The organism is Paenibacillus plantarum (assembly GCF_013141695.1).
GTDB lineage: Bacteria > Bacillota > Bacilli > Paenibacillales > NBRC-103111 > Paenibacillus_E > Paenibacillus_E plantarum.
This window is the reverse complement of the sequence record NZ_WHNY01000075.1, coordinates 1-21,417: the sequence shown is the minus strand read 5'-3', so window position 1 is coordinate 21,417 and position 21,417 is coordinate 1. Positions and strand designations below refer to the sequence as shown.

Below are 21,417 nucleotides of genomic sequence, written 5' to 3'. Positions count from 1 at the left end.
TCACCGTCTGTTCATTAACAACGTCTTCTCCTATCAATCTACTACAGCTCAATAAAAGAATAATGAAAGATTCGGCTATAAAAAGACAAAAACCGCGCAGCATCAAGGCTTCGCGGTTTTTGTCTTTTTATCAGTAAACGCTCGCACTAACGAGTCGTATAGAATGGTTAGCTCCTCAGAAGGACGAATACCAAGCTCCTGATTGAGCAACCGAACATAATTCGTATACCGTGCGGTTAAACCCTTTTTGTCCCCGGCCATCTCGTGTACTATCATCAAATAGCTTATCACCGACTCGTCCAGCGGATTATTCTCATTTAACTTGAGTAATAGCTTTGAAGAAGTACTTATATCTCCCAACGAAATAAGTGAGGCAACTAGTCGTTTGACGAATGAAGCGTACATTTGGCTATAACGTTCCGTTTCGTGAATAGCCCATACATACGCTTTATCGCCGAACAGATCACCCCTATACAGTCGTTCAACGCTTAGGGCAATTTCCACTTGACTGGCATCTATCGTTTGTAGTTCTTCCACTTGCGCTTCGAATTCTACATAATCAATACTGGAGTCCTTCAATTCAAGTGCATAGCCATCGTTCTCTGAACGTATGACCTCGCGCATACCTAGCGGTTCCAGTGACTTGCGCAGTTGATACACGGTTGTGTTCAAATAACTCTCCGCACCTGCTTGCTCCATGCCGCCAAAAATATCAGTAACCAACTTTGAACGTGGAATACGTCGGCCTCGGTAAAGCAGGAGATAAGCGAATAGCTCTGTACATTTTCGCGAGATCCATTTCACACGGCCTGCTTCATTGCTCACAACAACATCTCCGAGTCCAGTAATAACGATCTGTCCTGCATACTGTAAAGGTGGTACCTGGACCGTTGGAGAATGAAAAGCCCGCCAGTTCGTGAGCGCACGATGCACTGCCCGCTGCAGTCTCTCTTGGGAGACTGGCTTGACCAAATAGTCAATCACCGAAAGTTCATAAGCTTCCAGCGCGAAATCCTTGTGGGACGTGACGAAAACAAGTTGAACCGATGAGCCAGAACTTCCTAGCCTTGCTGCAAACTCTATCCCGTTCTCACCTTTCATTGCGATATCAACGAACGCTAGGCCGATTTCTGTGTGCTCATGTAAGAAGGAGGCCGCCGACTTCGTATCTGTGAAGGTGCCAACAACATAAACTTCTGGCAGTTTACGCAACATTTTGCTCAAAATCAAATGCATCGTCGGGTCATCGTCTACCAAAATCACTTTCATGCGTCTTCGCCTCCCTTCCATTGGTCAATTACGTCCATCCCGCCCCTAGAGCTATATAAAGTAAAATAGAACGTCGTCCCCACGCCCGGGACGCTGTCAAACCACAATTTCCCGCCATGAATGGCGATAAATTCGCGAGATAGCATAAGCCCAAATCTGGCATGCCCTGCACCTTCTTCGGGGTCCGGCACTTTGATAAATGTATCGTCACGGCGCAGCATCTCAGCTGTCTCTTCATCTATTCCTGCACCATTGTCACGTATGGTCACAACAATTCTATCCTTGTCCAGCGCAGCTGCAATTTCAATCCATCCACCAATTCCGGTAAACTTAATCGCATTGGAAAGCAAGTTTCGCAGAATGAGATCAAGCATTTCTTTATCTGCGCTAACTGAAAGCTTCTCGTCAATTCGCTCTCTCATCACAATGTGCTTCATTCCTGCCTTCGATTCTGCTAGCAACACAGCTTGACGAACGACTTGCTGCAAATTCCAGCCGAGGGGTCGAAACACGACATTCCCTTTCTGGCTGCGATACCAATCGAGCAAATTCTCGACAAGATGGAACGTATTCTGGACTTGTCCTTGGAGTACGCCGAACAATTCGGCATGTTCTTTGTTATCTGCAGCAAGTTCTTCGCCAAGCAGTTCGGTTAAGCTGACCAAGAGCGCGATCGGATCACGAATGTCGTGTGCCACAACCGTAAACATCTTGTCCTTAAACGAATTTAATTCTAGAAGCTGGTTCGCACTCTCACGCAGCCTTATCTCGTTCTCTTTCAACTCCGTAATATCGTTAAACATGATCATTTTTCCGATGGGTGTGCCTGCATCATAGATGAACGATACGCTGCATTGATAATGTTTATTGCCGCCAGTTTGGGATCTGTAGAATGGGAACCGTTCGTTTCCGTTATGAGAACTAAGAATAGGATTAACCAATTCTGGATTCGCCGAGAGAACCTCTCCGACATAAGCAGGGTAATGTTTCGTCAGAGTGAGTTCAGGTAAGACGCCTTCAGCCGCTTTGTTGTAACTAACAATTTGGTCCTTGTAATCGAGCAGAATAACACCATCCCGGATGGTGTCGAACACTTGAGTCAACGCAAGAGGTGTAAATCGGAGCAGATTAAATCGCAGAATCCCCCACGCATAAACGATCCCAGATACCGCGAACCCGAAAGGCGTCAAATCGACAACCATCCCAAACCACAAGGATATGTTGAAAAGCAAGGGCACTGCGGCTCCCATGGTCAATACGATAATTTGCTTGCGAACAATGCGTGAAGACCGCCAATACATCGGAATAAACAGGAAAAATCCACACAATATCACGAAGTAATTATATAGCGTGTGTGCTTTATACCAAGGCCCTTTAGCTGTTTTGTACAACGGAAATGAAGAACGTTCATTCAAGATATATTGCTCATAGAATAGGTGATGCCACTCATTGGTCAAATGGAGAAAAAAGACCCCTACGGGTATAATGAATAGCGCCAGCGCAAGGGGCTTTCGGTAACGCGAAGCCGTCCCAGAGAACTGGATGACCTGGAAAAGCCAAAGCGTCGTCACGAATGGTATGCCCACATATTCGATTTGCAGGGAAAGCTTAACTTCGTATAAGTTGCGACTCAGCAACTCGAAAGCATAGCCAATTGCGTAGCAAGCAGCTCCTAGCATGATAAGAATCATCGTTCTAGCGACGGATAGATGGCGTTTCTGATAGGACAAAAACGCAACGTATATCATGAATCCCGCTGCCAGAAAAAGCAGTAAGGACAACCATTGTACTGTGTTCACTGCAGCGTCTCTCCTGACTGTTGACTGCCATGTGGGTCAGTCCTATGTAATCCTCCATTTCAATATACATGCTTCTACGTCGAGTATCTACCTTCACTCACTACTGCATAGCCCTAACCTCAATTCTATAAATGGGGACGTTCTTATGGCGCGGGATGCGAACACGGAATCTCGACTCGCGGATGTAGCTGGGGATATTTGTGAGTTTGGAGCGACTAGTATGTTACATCCTTGTTTTCACTGGAAAATATGCAGCTATTTAAGAGTATTTTCCTTAAAAATTGGATTTAACTGGAAAAACTGCAGGTAAAACTACCTCTTTTATCCAATTCAGGTAAGATGTTAAAAATTAACTGTAGGTTATCCATCTATTCACTAAACCCCAGCAAATACGGCAAAATTAGCTGTACATTTTACATCTATTTGAAAGCTAGCTACTCAACTGAGCTCTACTTCTACTTCTACTTCTACTCCTACTTCTACTCCTACTCTCCCAACTCTACTCACACCAACATGTCATAGTAAAAAGAACATCCCCCTCCAGCGCGCGATACCCGTGAAGAGCTCCGCCTCCGGAGGATGTCCGATGTCCCTATCTCTTGCTTTACCAAACCTCATTAACTCCCAATTAACTCCAATGGCATAAAAGCATACTCCCCATTCCTAACAATGCTGCCTTTGCGAACAGGTATAGAATGCTTGAAAAGCGGCCCATCAATGACTGTCGTATGGAACTCGCCGCCTTCTCCACACGGGTCTATACCGCGAGCTTGCAGTTCTTTTACGTAGTCGTGAGTTAGCGTACGTCCCAGATCTTCTTCCCGCATCCCTAAAGATAAATTAACCGTAACCAAGATAGAGACGAACCCCAGATCTATAAACTCTTTGACGGCTTGGGCATGGTCCATTCTCCATAGCGGCATGCCAAGTTTTAGGCCAGCATTTTGGGTAACTTTGTCATGCCAGCAGCCCTCAACAGGCATATCCAAGTCTCCGGTGACTAACACTTCGGCACCTTGACGTTTGGCTTGTTCCAAAAGGCCCATAAACACCTCTTCATAGTCATCCCAACTTGCAGCAGCTGTATAAACGGGCAAGCCGATAGATTCTGCTTGGGCACGAATAAGCTCCGGAGGCATGCCGTGAGATCTGGAACGTTTCCCTTCTTCCTCCAGCATGACGATGAGTCCGATCGCTTCGCCAACTTTCATTGATTTATACAGCGCCAGAACGCTATCCTTTCCCCCGCTAAATGAAGCTATAAATGTATGCCCATGAGCACCATTTTTCCAATTCACAATATGGTCCACTTCTATCGTTCTCCCTTATTTGTATGCTCTGTTTATTATATCACGAGCTGCTTTGGGATTTATTGAGCTCTTTCGCAACAGCTCGTCCCGCTACTCGGCCGGTAAATAAGCACCCTCCGAGAAACGTCCCCTCCAGCGCACGATATCCGTGAAGACCTCCACCTCCGAAACCGCTTGCCTCACCGGCCGCATATAGCCCAGGAATCGCCTCTCCCGCTTGATTTAGCACACGACCGGATAAGTCCGTTTGTAATCCACCCAACGTTTTACGACTTACGATATTCAATCTCACCGCGATAAGCGGTCCATTCGCAGGGTCCAATAGACGATGCGGCTTCGCAACACGAATTAATTTATCCCCAATATAATTGCGAGCGCCTCGAATGGCTGTAATTTGCAGATCTTTGGTAAAGTGATGTGCGATCTCCCGATCTCTCGCCTTGATTTGGCGTTCAATACGGTCAAAATCAAGCAACTTCTCCTCCGTCAACGCATTCATACCAGCGACCAGCTCAGTCAATGTCGGGGCTACGACGAAATCCTCTCCCTTATCCATAAAAGCTTGCACCGGAGCCATCGCTCCTGGCAGTGCCCTAGACAACACTTTAGGGATACTTTTCCCAGTTAAATCTGGATTCTGTTCGGAACCTGACAACGCGAATTCTTTTTCAATGATTTTCTGGGTCAAAATAAACCACGAATAGTCGTATCCAGACTTTTGGATCGTCTCCAAAGTTCCCAAGGTATCAAACCCCGGGAAGTTAGGGGATGGAAACCGCTGCCCCCGCGCATCTAACCAAAGTGAGGATGGCCCTGGAAGAATACGAATACCATGGTTATGCCACACGGGATTCCAATTCTTGATTCCCTCTGTGTAGTGCCACATCCGGTCGCGATTTACAATCCGGCCTCCGGATTGCTCCGTAATAGCCAGCATGCGGCCATCGACATGCGCTGGCACACCAGAGAGCATCCGCTTAGGTGCTTCACCAAGCCGACTCGGCCAATATTGGCGGACTAACTCGTGATTAGCGCCTATTCCGCCACTGCTGACGATGACCGCTTGCGCATGGAATTCGAACTCGCCAATCGCCTCACGTGAGCTCGCTTCCCCGCGAGCCGCCGTGCTAGCCACAAGCACGGAACCTCTAACACCCGTAATGGCACCACCGCTTTGAATAAGCTCGTTCACACGATGACGCGGTCGGTACACAACGAGCCCACTCGCCATATGCGCTCTGACTCTCTTCTCGAATGGCTCCACGATGCCAGGCCCTGTCCCCCAAACGATGTGGAAGCGAGGCACAGAGTTGCCATGCCCATCTGCCAAATAACCTCCGCGTTCCGCCCACCCGACAACCGGGAAGAAGCGGATCCCCATGGCATGCAGCCATTCCCTTTTTTCACCGGAAGCGAACTTGACATAAGCCTCCGCCCACTTGCGGCCCCAGTAATCCTCGTCGTCTTCACGATCAAAACCAGCTGACCCCTGCCAGTCCTGCCAAGCTAGCTCTTGTGAATCTTTAATTCCCAACCTGCGCTGCTCCGGGGAATTCACAAGAAATAAGCCGCCGAATGACCACCAGGCTTGTCCACCAAACGATGCTTCTGGTTCTTGATCCAGGAGCAGCACCCTTTTGCCAGCATCCGCTATCTCTACTGTTGCCACTAAACCTGCGAGCCCTGCTCCAACCACAATAGCGTCATAGTCCATGATCGAGTTCTCCTTTGATTCTTTCTATTCTCTAGATAGCTTTTCCGATCTTTTGCCAAAAAAATGGCCTCCCTCTGACCACTATAGCCAAAAAGGAGGCAATTCATAGGATGGAATGTCCATCCGATTACGAATCCTTGAGATCTTCTTCCATGTCGTCAATGACGACAAGTGATTTTTCAAGCGTAAGCTTTCGCAGAGGCTTCACCTCAATTGCTCTAGGGCGTGAGTCGCCATAAAGCTCAGTAAAGATCTCTTCAATTTCATCACCTGTCAAATCTTCACGTTTCAGCAGCTCTTCTGCAATCTTGTGGACGAATTCCGTATATTCGTTTACGAGCTTCTTGACCTCGAGCATTTGCTCTTTGAGCAGCTCATTAATTTGTGGCCGAAGTGCCTTAAGTCCATCCGTCCGCGAACCGACCGCTAAGAAGCTGAACAGTTCATCGCCCATCCCCAGCATCCCGAGATACGCACCTGCAATTTGGGTCGCATGCTGTAAATCTGATGTGACGCCATTTAGTTTCTTGTGAAGAAATTCATCCTCTACCGCTCTGGCAGCCAGACAAACTTGAATTTCTGCCAACATCTCCGAGTCGCTGCGGTTATATCGCTCATGCGTCTCCTTCGTAGCCGAAAGTCCAAGAGCGCCACCACGTCGAATGATCGTCACTTTCCAAACTCGTTCATGAGGCTTCAACAGAAATTGTGCCACTGCATGACCCGCTTCGTGATAAGCGACATTCCGCTTCTCATCATCGCGCATCGAGCGAAGCGGTTGTTTGAGCCCCCACTCGTAGGTTTCCATGGCGGCTCGGAAGTCTTCATAACTCGCCGCCTGTGCGCCACGTTGATGGGCAATAACAACAGCCTCGTTGACAATATGTTTTATTTGAGCTGGACTGTAACCGATGGAATCAAGACCTGCTTTTTCCGCAGTTAGCGTTGCGTCCAGCTTGACCTTTTTCAAATAGTATTGGAAAATATCAACTCGACCGTCATAATCCGGGACATCCACCCAGAGTTGTCGATCGAAACGACCTGGTCGCAATAAGGCTGAATCGAGCACATCAGGCAAGTTGGTAGCAGCTACCGTTAGCACGGGCGGGCGTTCTGCCTTTTTACGACGTAGTCCTAGAGAGCGCAGCATCTTTACAATTTTGGAGGTATCAATATTAGGTGGGTCCATTTGTAAGAGCAGCTCGTTCAGAAGGCCTGAACCTCCGCCCATCCCCATCATTCCCATGCCCATTCCGCCACCGCCGCCTTGACGACTCATCCCAATCGCATCGATCTCGTCAATAAAGATGATACAAGCGCCGTAGACGCGCGCAAGCTTGCGGGCTTTTTTGTAAATCCCCATCACCTTGAGGTTACCTACACCGAAGAACATATTCTGAAAGCTTGGTGCAGACGCGTAAGCAAAAGGAACTTGTGCTTCATTCGCAATAACCTGTGCTAAATAGGACTTCCCTGTTCCTGGCGGTCCACAAAGCAATAATCCGCGAATAGCTTCGCCGCCCATTTCCTTGAACTCTTTGACACCTTTAAGCAGGGTAACAATCCGTTTCGCATTTTCCACAATTTCAGGGTTTCCACGATAATCATCCCATGTCGATCCGGTCTCTCCAGGCAGAATCCAATACGTTCGTCCTCGAGCAAGAAACCAGAACAAGGCAACAAATTGAATGATCATGAAGGCCATAGCGAATACCAGTTGCATCAGTAGCGACGCGACACTTATTGCTATCCCCCAAGCGGTTGGCCCACCTGCCCATAGCAGCCCGCCAAACAACACGATGGCTGCTAGCCAGAGGATGAACTTTCGCCATCTAATCCATTGATATCTCCTCATGGCTACACTTCCTTCATATGATTAAGTTTGAATATCCCTATGAAAAAAACAACATTCTTGGCCCCGCAAGAAGCGGGGCCACAGCAACGATTATTGGAATCTTTTAATGATATCGAGCACGTACTTGGTCATCACAGCGAGACCGCAAATGAAATAGAAAATCACCACAATCCACCCTGTTGGATCGAAAGAAATCATAGATAATAGGACCGTCAGTGGCAGCACATAGTATAGGACATCTTTCAAATAACCTAACACGAGTGTAGGACCAAAGGAGCCAACCCAGAAGGATTTGATGAACGCAATCAGAAAATCAATCAACATAAAGCCAAAAATACCCCACAACGTGTAAATTATCCAGCCCTCAATTGTATTTGTCACTTTTCATCACCACCTTCCTACATACTATGCTAGGATTACTGACGGGTGAGAGATCAGTGGGCAACAAGCGATGCACCTGAAATATTTACCTTCTATTACTTACTTCATACAGCTTTATTTTCCTTCTCAATTCGGATTGTTTTAAGAAAAATATATTACTTTTTTTAGGAAATAAGACCGAGGATTGTAGCGGAATCTTTGAAAATCCACCAAGAAATAGCTTTTAAATCGCGAAAGCGCAACCAAGCTAATGCTATTCAGCGATAGAAACCGGTTGAGTTGAGATTGATTTTCCTTTTTTTAAAATCTACACCCAGAAAAACCCATCTACTCCCGAATGCTGTTAGTAAGATTGACTAACTCAAGCACGCACCGCAGGGTCGCAATTTTCTACTCATATATTTTATTAAGGAGAGAAGAAAAAGATGAAGCATTCGCGAATGAAAAAACTGCTTATCCCCACGCTAGCCCTCTCACTTGTTATGACGACTGGCACAACGGCCTTTGCTCAGAACGGTCGCGACCACAAGGACGATGATCGTAACAACAACTCACGCCAAACGTATGACAAACGCCCACAAGCAGCCATCAAATTTGACTTCAAAGACATCAAAGGCAAAGAATTCGAATGGGCCTTAAGCTACATTATGAGTCTCGTCTCTAGGCGTATTTTCGATGGGTATCCCGATGGTACCTTTAAACCACAAGAAACGGTTACACGTATCGAAGCTATTACGGCAGCAGTACGGTTAATGGGACTCCGCGATCAAGCCGAATCCGATGAAGAAAAAGCGACCAAGCTGAATTTCAATGATGCAGCCAACGTACCTTCGTGGGCCGTCGGTTATGTCGCTGTCGCATTGGAGAACGATCTTTTCGCCGAATCCGATACGAACGTCAACCCGAACCAACCAGCTGATCGCCTTTGGGCCACAACCCTCCTTGTGAAAGCTTTGAAACTTCAAGACGAAGCTGAAGCCAACATGAATGCAAAGCTCCCTTTCTCCGACGCATCTAGCGTACCTGCGGGTTCGGTGGGATATGTTAAAGTTGCCGTCGATAAAGGTCTTGTGAACGGCTTTGAGGACAATACATTCCGCCCTAAGCAGCTCGTAACTCGGGCCCAAATAGCGGCCTTATTGGATCGCGCAGGCAACCAATTGCCGAACAGCGTTGACGGGCTCGTGACAGGAACTGTCGTATCACCAGTTAGCGGTAATATCTTAACCGTCCGAACGAACGGTCAAAATATCAATTTGACATTAAATTCCGATGTGTTTATTTACCGAAATGGCGCCAAAGTCAGTCCTTCCGCCTTGCAAATTGGGGACGTCCTTAAGATTCGTTCCAACGACAATTCAATCATTTATATCGAAGTCTCCCAGCCTACTGGCGGTAACCCGACAACGCCTACACAAGCTGTAGGTGTAAAGACGGGTATGGTAACTACAGCGGTAACTGGCAATACGCTCACCCTTTTAAGTAATGGGCAAACGATTTCCCTTCCTTTGAATAGCAATGTCCTCTACTTCCGTAATGGCACTCCAACGACAGCCTCAGGCTTGCAAGTAGGTGACATCGTAAGCACGCGTTCCTACAACAATGGCATCAGTTATGTAGAAGTCACGCAATCTGTGGGCACCGTTGCTACACCAACGAATTTCGCTTCGACTTTAACCGGCACGATGACGTATCCGATTAGTGATAATACGTTACTTCTAACCACGTCGAACCAACTTCAAGGCGTCTCACTGAACAGTAATACCATTGTTTACAAAAATGGTGCCTTTACAACTCTTTCAGCGCTTCAGGTTGGCGATATCCTTACAACGTACGCCTATAATCATATGGCTGCTGTTATTGAGGTAACCAAGAGTGTCTCTCCGGTAACAACAACAGGTGAGATGACCGGAACGATTTCTGGCCAGATCAGCAATAACCTACTCACGCTCACGAGTGGCGGACAATCTTACAGCCTGCAGCTTCACGCAAACACCTCGATCTACTCCGATGGTGTTCAAACAACAAGTGGTGTATTGCTGCCAGGTCAAGTGATTAAAGTGCATTACTATAACGGCGTTGTGCTCCATGCCGAAGTCCTACAGCGTGCTGATGGCACTTCGGTTACGCAGCCTACCATTGCCCAGCTCACAGGTACGATCATTTCAGCTACGAACAATCTCATCGTGCTTGTCAGTGGCAATCAGGCGCAAGCGATTAATTTGAACGACAAAGCTTTCATCTATCGCAGCGGCACTCAGGTCAGCGGTTCAGCGTTGCAACCAGGTGATATTGTCAAAATCCGCTCCTACAATAATTCAGCCATCTATGCAGAAGTCACACAGCTCACCAACGGTAACACTCAGAACTTTAGTGTGTCTGGCACATTTAACAGTGTAACCTTTACGAACCAAGGTAAAATCGCCACAATCACCATCAACCAAACAGGAACAAATGGAAGCAACGTAACAACAACTTACAACGTGTCCTCATCCGTAACGATTACTGGCAACATGTCCAATTTGGTGCAAAATCACGCAATAACACTGCAAGGCAAAGGTGCGCTAATTACGAACATCAACATTCAGTAGTCAAAGAAAAAAGGGTCTCCCAAAAGCCATGGAAGTGGCGGGGGGCCTTCTTTTTTTGAAAAACTACAAGAAAGTACGATTCACCGGATAGACACTCCTCCAACTCTGCTTGGTGGGGGTGGAAGGCTAGCTGGAAGATGGCGTTTCGGGAGCATTTCGTTGCTGTAAGCGTGTTTTTCAGCGTTACAGCTCGGGGGAACGGCGATTCGAGCGCATTTCGCTGCTGTAAGCGTGTTTTTCACCGATACAGCTCGGGGGAACGGCGATTCGAGCGCATTTCGCTGCTGCAAGCGCGTTTTTCACCGCTACACGCGATGAGGCCGGTGCTTCGGGGCGATCGCCGCTAGCCACAAATCCACAAAGAAAAGGAGCTAAGCGCAAACGCGCTTAGCTCCTTTTCCACTCTATTTGGGCAGCAATGGTGCGCCCTGCATTAACGCAAATATAAGCTTAGCGGCTGCAGCTTCAAGTCTTTTAAGCCAGCATGAACCAACTTCGCGACTTCAATCCCGCCTTGCTGCTGGAAATGCGTGTTGTCTTCCACGCCATCCGGGAAATTCATGAATTCACCTGGCGCCAGCCACATGAATAGCCGTTTCGTTCCCTCTGGCCCTAACGCTTCAAACAATGTCTTGCTGCTAGCGGCAAGATCGATCAATGGCACTTCTTCTGCCGCAGCCAACTCACGCATCGCGATCAGGTAATCGCCGTGCGTATCACGCAGCGTACCATCTTCCTCGAAAAACCGTCGTTGCACGGACGTGATAAGAATCGGATATGCACCTCGCTCGCGAGCGCCGTCTATATAGATTTTCAGCGTCTCCTTGTAGGTGGAAAATGGCTCCGTAAACCGCGCTTCATCCGGCTTCTGGTCATTGTGACCGAATTGGATGAGCAGGTAATCGTGGGGCTTGATTTTGCCCCAAATCGTATCCAAGACACCTTCGCCTATAAAACTCAAGGAGCTCCGGCCCGACAAAGCATAATTGGCTACAGCTGCATCTGCTTTGACGAATAAGGGGAGCATTTGTCCCCAGCCTGCGTACGGATACCCGTCAGTCGGCTGATCGGTCACGGTTGAATCTCCTGCTAGAAACAGCGTACAAGCTGTAGGCGTGGGCTCGATTTCCAACGCATTGATGCGAGGTGCTCTACCTGTGAACGTTAGCTTAAGCTGTCCGTCGGCGACCCAAACAGAGAAACTCGAACGGGCAAAATGCCCCGCCGAAGTACGTTGCTTATGAAGCACAAGCCGTCCTTCTCCTGTGGTAATTGTTGTTTCTGTTTCAGCGATTTCATCGCCTAGCAGGATCGAAACGCGATAGGTCCCGTCTGAAACATCCACCAGAAACGAAGTGTCCAGCGGTATGCAGAAATCTCTGCGCAACCCGCTAGGCTCGTCTCGATCCTTGGCATGAACATTTTTCACATTGCTAAAACCATATCCAACTGCTTTCTCATATGCAGTTTGGGCAGTAATCTTCGTGTAACCTGACTCCGGGTTCCCGACCCCGAAATCGAACTTGGGCGCGTGTGTCATCGTAGATTTCCTTTCTCTTACAACGGAATTTCGCCGCCAGGATATAAGGTTGAGCTGGACAAGCGTTTGGGCTGCGGCAGCTGTGAACCGGATAGTCCTGCTCGCAATGCAAGCGGCTCACTGGCATAAATGGCGGCTGTGTCGTCATTATAAATGATCACTTGTTCTGTTCCACTACCACATACATCGGCATGTACAGCATATCCATTTAGCGGAAATTCAACAACAACGTTCATTTCCCCATCATACAAAGATGGCCACACGCCACCGCCTCTTCGATAGGCAAGGATCAGATCTGCAGCATCAGCTTTCCATCCGCGAAGTGGCTCGATAATCGTCAACCAACCATCCGTTTGGCGATCTTCTTTCCAGATCTCTTGACCTTCGCTGTCCAGCAAAAACAAGCCGTCCTTCCCCTTCAATCCCTTCCCATCATCCTCACGGACGAGTCGATCCAATCCTGCAATTTGCAACCCTGGCTTATCGCTGCAGAACCTGCCCAAGGCGATATGCTGTGATTCAATCGAGCCTTCATAACGCCATAGCTCTTTGCCGAAGCGGTCATACATCACTGTGACACTTCCACCGATCACTACCTCTGGATGGCCATCCCCATTCACATCTCCGACCCAGATACAATCGGCATGATCATCGAGATCCTGACAGCTCCACAGCTTCTGACCATCATGGTCCAACAGATCATAGCCAGCCATGACTTCGTCTTTCCCATCACCATCCAAATCGTATACCCATGGGAAATGACCAGGATTGCCTTCATGCGTCCATAGTAGATTAAAATGACGATCAAGCGCCCACATCGTATGGTAGCGATCTTTCAAGATAATGTCACTGGCATATGCCCCGCCTGTCAAATTCGCCACGATGATGCAATCATGGGCGTGCTCATGCGGCAGCTCGTGCGAGGCTTTCACCTCGCCAGTCCTCCCGTTCAGGATAAGAAAGCGCCCATCCATCACGCAAAGCACTTCTAGCTGACCATCGCCGTCGATGTCAGCGATTTGTGCAGGGTAGTCGGACCCTGCACTTCCAGCTCCGGAATCGGGTTCCCCTTTCTGCCACAGCAGATTGCCCTCCAGATCAAATGCCGTCAGGCACTGCACCTGATGAGGAATATAGCGAACATCCTGCCGGTTGTCAGGATGCACCAACAGCATCTCCATGCGACCGTCACCGTTCAAGTCGCCAAGGAGCATCTTGCAGCGTGGGCCAGCCTCACGAATATCTATTTTACCAATCAAAAAAGGCTCTTTACTCGCTTGTTCCACAGCCCATCTCTCCTGTCTATTGAGGTAGCCAATCCGATATAAGCTCAAGTGCGATAATCGTATTCAATGACCATTGCGCGGCCTCATTCGTACTCATCCAATCGATCTCTTGCAAAGTATCCACATGCGTAACGATGGACGCTTCCTGCTGAAGATCAACCTTAGCAAATACGCTTCCCAGCAAAATAGCCCAACACTTCTCAGCCGTCTCATCGTCCCGCTTATAAAAGGCTCCATACGCAGTAATTGCTGCACTGAGCACAGGATGCTCGAAATTTTTCGTGGATATATGACCATGGGTCAGCTTATCCTTCTGCTCCTGTGTTTGGTTGTAATACACGCCAAGCTCCGCCATCATGTCTTCCCATTCGGGATCCTTCAACATGCCAGCCAGTTCGAACCACACCTGCGGTCCTCCCATGCAAATGGCCAAATGTCTGCCCCAGTTATCGTCACCGAGTGGCGAGAGCACGCCTGTTTTCGGATCATACCCATAGGTTGGGCCCGAGATAAGCCCATAATTAGCATCCTTAATACAATTGATGCCTACCAAGATTTTGTCCCGATACGACGTGTCCTCATAGCGCTCCCAACGTGTCATCCAGTTCGAGCTGAAAGCCGCCCAATCCGGCCCCACACGGATATGCGTTGGATGCTCATCCTTCGGAAAGTAAGCGCGCATTGGATCCAAATTCACCGTGGTGAAATCCGAATCACGCACTTCATCCATGATATCCCCGATCCGCTCATCCGCGGTCAAATAATAGAAGTACCGATGCAAGCCCGCCATCCCAATGCGAGCTTCCTTGCAACCGCAGCCCCAATGGACCACATTATGCCGAGAGCCGAGTCCCGCATATTCGCCAAAATGGTACAGGTCCACTTCACTTGTGTGCCGAGTCATCGCTTCGGCCATTCGGAAGATATCCGCTCGACCCGTCCGCAGGAACATCACCCATAGCCACATGTTGGGCGCAAGCTCTGTATTTTGCCAAGCACAGCCGCCTAAATCATAGTTCCATACATGCCTGACAGGATCATAACTATGCATGTAATCGCCGTAATCCCAGAATCCGTACCACTTTCGTTGCTCAACTTCATCTTGATAAAAGGTAATAATGCCATCCAGCCGATTCTCCAGCTGATCTTTCACTGGATGACTACGGTCTGGTAAGCTCCAATAGCCAAAGGCTCCTGACTCATGATAGTACACTGGCTCACACACAAGAAGGGATGGATCTTGCGACTCCTCCTGCATGTGCTGAAGATTCTCCATATCCGGCGTCTCACTCGTACACCACAACATCAATTCACTCGTATTCGCAATGCCATAGGGCGTTGCACGTAGCTCTTCTGCCCCTTCATACGAAGATTCCACATGTGTTTCGGTATCATAATGGCGAAGGTCCATCGGTGTCCCGTCCGGGGACCACAACCAGATCGTAAAAGCAGCCTCCGAAGCTGCTGTACCATGCACCTCAAAGCTAGATGGATGCTTCTCCCAGAAGTGTCGCAGTCCCACCGCTAAGCCGCCGCCTTCACCGCCGACATAGCCGAGACCACCTGCGCGCGCGCCGTCTGTTACCTTGACCCAGCTGCAGCCAGCTTTCGTCCGCTTCCAAATGCGGTAATGCTCGGACGAATCTTGTACGAGTTTAAAGCTATCCCACGTTGCCGAATCATCCAGCAGTCCAAGGAAATACGCATCCTCTGCGGGGTCAAATGTCGTCAATTCACCTGCCGTTTGTCGCTCAAATAACGCTCTATACTTCCCTTTTGTTCGACGGGTATGTAAGGTTTTGGGTGATTCGCTGAAATATCCCCGATCCCCTGCCAAACGGATATGCCGATTGTAGTGGGCCCCTCTCATCGGCACCGCGAACCGAATGCCTAGGCCTTTGATGAAATCCTCATGAGGATTTCCATCATAATGAAACGTATGTACGAGTTTGATCGTTTCCTGCCCCTCATACACATACATACGCAGTGTAAAAGGCAGCCACTCTCTCGTTCCCGTCGTCGAGCGGAGTCTGCCGTCCAGCTTAACGACGGCCCGAATCGGACCGTCTTGTTCAACAACAGCGCGTAGGACACGGCTTTCGAAAGTCTCCTCGCGACTTATCCGTACCCCCGACGCCTCGCTCAGTCCTTCTTTCAAGCCAATCAACTCGCCGCCACTGCATATTTCGTTACCCTCACGAACGATGCTGCGAAGCCATTGTTTCCCCTGCTTGCCTATGGTGCAAATTATGACGCCTGTATCCAGCGTAATGGTATCATCCGTTTCCGTTACGGTAATTTGCTTATCCGACTTGGGGCCTTTGCCTTTGCGAATAGCAAACCCTTCACCAGAACCGGGAAGGACTGCCGCCGCATGCGCGGACCATTTCACACTGCCGTCCGGCCAGTAAGCCGTCGGCCAGCTTTGGACGGGTACTGCTCCTAGGCCGTCATCCGTTTCCAACCGCAATGACTCATCGCGTCCAAGTTCTCCCTCACGCCATGGAATTCCCCATGTTATCCCTACAGGCTTTGATGCCTCTTTGTTTAACCAACGCAGCTTAATTGCCGAATTCGAAGCCAAGCGATCATCTCCTTTTCACATGTAGCCCTATTGTAGAAAGGAGATCTCTTGCAAACAAGGGGACATTATTGCTAAGCAGGGATTGAGCGGTTTGCACTTTATTGGCGAACTCATACATTATTGCTAGGATGTTCGACTGAGCTCACGATAGCGCGTTGGCGTCATGCCCTCCAGCTTTTTGAAAATCCGATTGAAATACGTATGTTGGTATCCGACCTGATCAGCTACATCGTTGATTCGCATTTCTGAATCTCTTAACAGTTCTTTAGCTTTGTCCATGCGAAGTTCTGTTAAGTAATCGATAAAGTTTTTGCCTGTCACTTGCTTAAAGGATCTGCTTAGGAAGAATGGATTCGTCCCCGTATGCTCCGCACAATTATCAAGCGAAATATCTTGTCTGTAATTATTTTGCAAATAAATCATCGCTTGTTCGATAATGCGTTTCACTTGCGCGTCCGAACGACCAGACATCTCCCTCATGAAGGGACTTAGTACTTTATCCTGAAACCATGCAAGAATTCTCGTAGACTCTCGAATCTGGGAAAGCTGTTCATATAAATTAGCACCCTTGAAGAGGCGATTCGGATTAATTCCGGACACCATGATGGCGTGCTGAACATTGCCAAGCAAATGCAGCATCCCTTGCTGAACCTCAATTTCTTTGGCACCTTTGCACGTTAAAACCTCCAGGAAAGAGACCAGCAGCTCGCTTGCTTCCCCTTCTTTTCCAGTTCGTAAGGCTTGAATGAGCTCCCGCTCCTGTGTAAATGGATATTGCAACTCCATGTCTTCATCTCCTGCATAATTGTCATGCTCCATATCGATAATCTGATTCACATTCTCGAAGTAACGATAGCTAACCGCTTGCTTCGCTCGTTCAAACGCGATTGGGACATCTGAAATCAGGGATACCGACCGGCTGATCGCCATGGTCATGCGCATTTTCAAAATACGGTTAATCGACTGCTTCAAATCGTCACTAAACGCTTGGGTGGCTTCCATATAACATTGATCCTCAGGTAGAATGAGAAGAATACCCGCTGTTAAATCGTGAAAGTTAAGGGTATGACGCTGTTCAAAATACTGAGCCGCCAGCTCATCAATCATATTCACGGCCGCAAAAGTAACAAGCCCCTCTTCACCTAATCGGAAGTTTCCCTCCATGCTCGTCATCCCAATCAACTGGACGTAGAGGACAACGAATTGCTTCTGCTTCACGTCCCACTTAAAACGTTCCATTCGATGGCGTAAATCGTCCTCTGAATACGCATTCAAATATCCTTGCAGCAGTTGGTGCAGAAAGCTGTCCTTGAGGTGGGGAAGCTGTTCCGTCAGCTTCGTGTTCAGCTCGAGACTCTCGTTATGTAAATTCATCCACTTCGATTCCAGCAGTGTGAATTCGTCCGCATGCTCATGGTGAGTCGTGCTTCCGCCCAACATCGCAACAAGCCTTTTGACAGGTAAATAAATGCGACGTGAAGCCAGCCAGGCAAGAATAGCCGCGAGCAGCAAAACAGCAAGACTTACCGTGATAATCAACTTGGAAATAAAAACTACCGGTGATGTGATACTCGAAATCGGTGATGCGGATACATAAGTCCAATCCTCCGCAATTCTGGCCAAGCTACCGTACGATACCGTGTATGTAGAGCCTTTCCAATCCATAAAAAAGGAGCCTTTGTTGCCTTTTAGTGAGTCAATTTTGTCCCGAAGAGCGCTTACAAATGGAGACATCGACGTATTCCCGTTTGCTGAAACGAACAGTTCACCAGCGTTCTGAATCAGAAACGTCTCCCCGCCATCATAAGGCGTCAGTGTATTGAGCATATTAGCTACCTTCTGACTATCAAAACGGAAAACTAAGACCCCGAACGGTTTCAAACTTCCACCGGGAACTTGATGAACGAGCGTTAAATCTTTGTTATCAGGACGATTCGCATCAAATGACCATTGCGTCCAGTAGGTCGTATTTTGACCGTGGATGAGAGGTTCATATCTAGCAGCTGTCGCTGCTGTACGATTATCGATCTTCATATATTCAGGGTTGAACAGAACTGAGCTTGTTCCCCCCACGTATAATTCAGCATGCTTCACCATTGCGTTGGATCCCTGCATGGCGACCAGCGTTCTGGTAATATCCTGAGTCCGTTCGAAGTTCCTTACAAAATCAAATCCATTTAAACTATAGTCAAATTTATTATCGAACGCCCAATGGGATAACAGCAGCTCCAGATTGCCTAACTGGTCGTCGATATTTTGTGACCGTTGTTCAATTTGCCGATAATGCAGTTGAAGCAGCTCACTTTCCACGCGCCCGCCTGCCATCCAATACACGAGGACGCCCATCAGTAGCCCAGGAATACCCGAGACGATGAAGATCGTAATCAGACTCTTTTTGTAAAAGCGACCTTGTCCACCCATCGTTTTGCTTAAACTTCTTGCCAGACCTTCTTTCATTGCTCGGAACATGCTCTCACCAACCGTTCGAAAGTTTAGTTTGGAGCGAAGACTTCAACTTAGAGCGTATACCGATTGGCGTAAGTTTGGAAGTTAATTTCCAGAGGAAATACATGACTTTTCCGACTTTTTGTGTTTAAAATGCAGTGATGAGTTGAGTAAGTTACTCCACTCCAACTCAACGTCCATAATATAAACCTGTGGCTCTGCCTCAAGTCCTTAGTAAAAACCCAATCTGATGTGTATAGGGAGGGTTGTCCATGTTTCAAGGTAAACAGGCGTGCCTATTCTTCCCAAACCTAAAGAGTATCGCAAAAGAGGATGGTTGAATTTCCTAACGGACATGACAGCCTCTAATAGCTACAAATGAGGCCGTTTTGATTTTTAATGGACACCAGAGGCGTTATTGGATGATTCGTGTGCCAACATGCGTGGCAAGGGACTACATAACCGCCGTGGCGTCCGTTAGTATTTGGACTCGCTGCTTTTCTTATTACATAACGGCCCTCCTGTCCGTAACTCAGAAAAATGAAAGCTAACCTTGCATCACAACTGGTTCCCCCCTCATCTGCGCTTATCCCAACAGCAACGGTTAACCTAGGTGAAGTCTTCCTACTACCCATTTTTTAGAAAGGGGGGCGCTTTCACAACACCCCTATCGTGATTCTCGTAATCCCCAAACATATAAATTCTGGCGTGGTAAAAAAGGCAGCTCCCCAACTGTCAGGGAGCTGCTGCTTAAAGTTGCGGAACCACGTTCCGTTACACGGCACCCGCCCCGGAAGGAAGAGGTGATGCTACTGGTGCGGAGGCAGACGTGAGTTGGGATAGAGTGGGACAGCTGCTCGTCACTTAAATCGAGAAATTTTTCATTAATGGCATAATAAACGAAATAACACCCATGCCCATCTTCATAAAACTGCCGATGTTTCCAAAGAGGCCACCTGCGCCTGCTGTACTTCCAGCTCCCCCTTGACCAAGTCCTCCAAGCAAACCACCTAAGCCGCCTGCAGAACCACCACCGCCAAGTAGCCCCCCAAGACCTCCTCCTGATCCTCCTCCACCAAGCAAACCGCCGAGCCCCCCGCCGCCTAACATTCCAAGCATATTACCCAATCCACCTAAGCTGCCTAAACTAGAGATTTGAGCTTTGGATTTACTTTTATTGCGGGGAAGCTTTTTCGTTGCTTTAAAGCCTTGGAGAATGACTTGGTTGGCCTCAATGTCTTCCAAAATGCCATAGTATACGGAACCATCTTTAAGCCCAATACATACCGGTGTTCCTAAATGAGCTGCTGCTTGTGCAGCGATCGTGGACGATGTTCTGACTGCTGATTTTTGTACGGCATGACTGCGTTTATGTTTACTTTTGGACTGATGTAAAGGTTTCATGCTGCTCACGCATCCTTTAAAAGTAGTTATTCTTATCATCTTATGTTCAGCAGACAAGTTTGACTAAGCTTTTAAGGACTTATTTATATAAACAAAGACCAATCTTACACACTATTCCTAGTGAAGGACTGGTCTTTGTTTATACAGTATTAAACTCACACTGCCACCGTGGTTCGGTTTCTCCCATTATTCTTTGAAGCGTACAAGCTAGTATCCGCTTGATGGTACCAGACTTCCAGTGTCATGTGAGGATCAATAAGTTCTGATACACCGATGCTAATTGAATATGCAATTTCACTTTCAATGCCTGTCGATACCCAACGCAGCGGTTCTTGCTTCAACCGTAGGCGGAGCTGCTCAGCAGCATGATAAGCCTGGGTCCCATTCACACCAGGAAGGACCATGGCGAATTCTTCACCGCCAATGCGGCCAACATCCCCACCGCTGCGAACTGCATCCCTCATCAATCCGGCAAAATGCTCAAGCACACGATCACCTACGAGGTGCCCGTGTTTGTCATTTATTTTTTTGAAATTATCCAAGTCAATTAGAAGCAAACTAACACTTTCACCACTTATTCTACTTGCTTGCATTCGTATGTCCAGAATCTCCAGGAACGTGCGACGGTTATATATATTCGTTAACCCATCTAGTGTCGATCTTTTTATCAGTTCATTTTCATACACCTTACGTTCCGTGATATCTGTCAAAATGAGGAGTGACCCGGTACGCTTAAATCGAATTTGAATCGGAATGAGGCGCACAGCCCAATGACTGCCGCTGCTTTCCACTTCAATCTCATCTTGATTCCCATTGTTGTAGAAATCCTGCAGAGTAGGATGATTCTTTAATAAAGGTATTAGCTGTGTGCCCCTCAATTTATTATCACCGACTAAACGCGCCATGATGGGTAGAGCAGCTGGATTTGCATCGATAATCATTCCTTGCTCATCCACAATTAATATCCCCTCCGTCATATGCTCAAGCACTTTCTCTTTGGCCATCGGAGGGACGACTAGGAAGTTATACATATACAAAGCATAGAACAGCAGCAGTCCAGATGGCAGCATGGAGACGGCCACAGTCACTTTGATCCCCATCAAACCAGCCAACTCAGGGACGAAAAAGGGTGAAAGAATCGCTACCATCAAAAGGTTATGTTGCGTTCGTTGCGTACCTACGATTTTTCTGGAATTGATTAGCAGCAGCGCTAATCCCCACAGCCCCATTACTTTTTCA

Annotated in this window: 13 protein-coding genes; 1 reads left to right on the top strand and 12 read right to left on the bottom strand. The window is 47.9% G+C overall.

What is annotated here, in order from left to right:
• Window positions 1-102: 102 nt before the first annotated feature.
• The 6 genes from GC096_RS28160 to GC096_RS28135 all read right to left on the bottom strand — a co-directional run bounded on the left by GC096_RS28160 (window position 103) and on the right by GC096_RS28135 (window position 8,328).
• Window positions 103-1,269 (bottom strand): response regulator, encoded by a 1,167-nt coding sequence (locus tag GC096_RS28160; RefSeq protein ID WP_171634899.1) that lies wholly within the window; start codon window positions 1,267-1,269, stop codon window positions 103-105.
• Complete coding sequence (locus tag GC096_RS28155) at window positions 1,266-3,068, bottom strand: sensor histidine kinase (protein WP_171634898.1); 1,803 nt, start codon at window positions 3,066-3,068, stop codon at window positions 1,266-1,268. Before GC096_RS28155 ends, GC096_RS28160 begins: the two co-directional genes overlap by 4 nt.
• A gap of 617 nt (window positions 3,069-3,685) precedes the next feature.
• A complete protein-coding gene (locus tag GC096_RS28150) occupies window positions 3,686-4,378 on the bottom strand; it encodes a Dph6-related ATP pyrophosphatase (RefSeq protein WP_171634896.1) in 693 nt (230 codons plus the stop codon).
• Window positions 4,379-4,418: 40 nt separating this feature from the next.
• Window positions 4,419-6,092: an FAD-binding dehydrogenase gene (locus GC096_RS28145; protein WP_171634894.1), complete on the bottom strand. Its 1,674-nt coding sequence runs from the start codon at window positions 6,090-6,092 to the stop codon at window positions 4,419-4,421.
• A gap of 127 nt (window positions 6,093-6,219) precedes the next feature.
• Window positions 6,220-7,947, bottom strand: a complete 1,728-nt coding sequence (locus tag GC096_RS28140; RefSeq protein WP_171634893.1) for an AAA family ATPase — start codon at window positions 7,945-7,947, stop codon at window positions 6,220-6,222.
• A 90-nt stretch (window positions 7,948-8,037) separates the two neighbouring features.
• Window positions 8,038-8,328, bottom strand: a complete 291-nt coding sequence (locus GC096_RS28135) for a hypothetical protein (protein ID WP_171634891.1) — start codon at window positions 8,326-8,328, stop codon at window positions 8,038-8,040.
• A gap of 425 nt (window positions 8,329-8,753) precedes the next feature.
• On the opposite strand from GC096_RS28135, the gene GC096_RS28130 reads away from it, so the two are divergent.
• Window positions 8,754-10,919 (top strand): S-layer homology domain-containing protein, encoded by a 2,166-nt coding sequence (locus GC096_RS28130; protein ID WP_171634890.1) that lies wholly within the window; start codon window positions 8,754-8,756, stop codon window positions 10,917-10,919.
• Between the two features lie 433 nt (window positions 10,920-11,352).
• On the opposite strand, the gene GC096_RS28125 is transcribed toward GC096_RS28130, so the two are convergent.
• From GC096_RS28125 to GC096_RS28100, 6 genes are all read right to left on the bottom strand, one after another.
• Complete coding sequence (locus GC096_RS28125; protein WP_171634888.1) at window positions 11,353-12,459, bottom strand: rhamnogalacturonan acetylesterase; 1,107 nt, start codon at window positions 12,457-12,459, stop codon at window positions 11,353-11,355.
• Window positions 12,460-12,476: 17 nt separating this feature from the next.
• Complete coding sequence (locus GC096_RS28120) at window positions 12,477-13,673, bottom strand: FG-GAP-like repeat-containing protein (RefSeq protein ID WP_171636137.1); 1,197 nt, start codon at window positions 13,671-13,673, stop codon at window positions 12,477-12,479.
• 88 nt (window positions 13,674-13,761) lie between these two features.
• Window positions 13,762-16,329: an exo-rhamnogalacturonan lyase family protein gene (locus tag GC096_RS28115; protein WP_171634887.1), complete on the bottom strand. Its 2,568-nt coding sequence runs from the start codon at window positions 16,327-16,329 to the stop codon at window positions 13,762-13,764.
• A 123-nt stretch (window positions 16,330-16,452) separates the two neighbouring features.
• Window positions 16,453-18,798 carry an AraC family transcriptional regulator gene (locus GC096_RS28110; RefSeq protein ID WP_246303030.1) on the bottom strand — a complete coding sequence of 782 codons (2,346 nt, stop codon included), beginning with the start codon at window positions 18,796-18,798 and terminating at the stop codon, window positions 16,453-16,455.
• Between the two features lie 840 nt (window positions 18,799-19,638).
• On the bottom strand, window positions 19,639-20,178 hold the full coding sequence (locus GC096_RS28105; protein WP_171634885.1) for a hypothetical protein: 540 nt from the start codon (window positions 20,176-20,178) through the stop codon (window positions 19,639-19,641).
• Window positions 20,179-20,333: 155 nt separating this feature from the next.
• A partial coding sequence (locus GC096_RS28100; RefSeq protein WP_171634884.1) for a histidine kinase N-terminal 7TM domain-containing diguanylate cyclase occupies window positions 20,334-21,417 on the bottom strand: 1,084 nt, incomplete at its 5' end.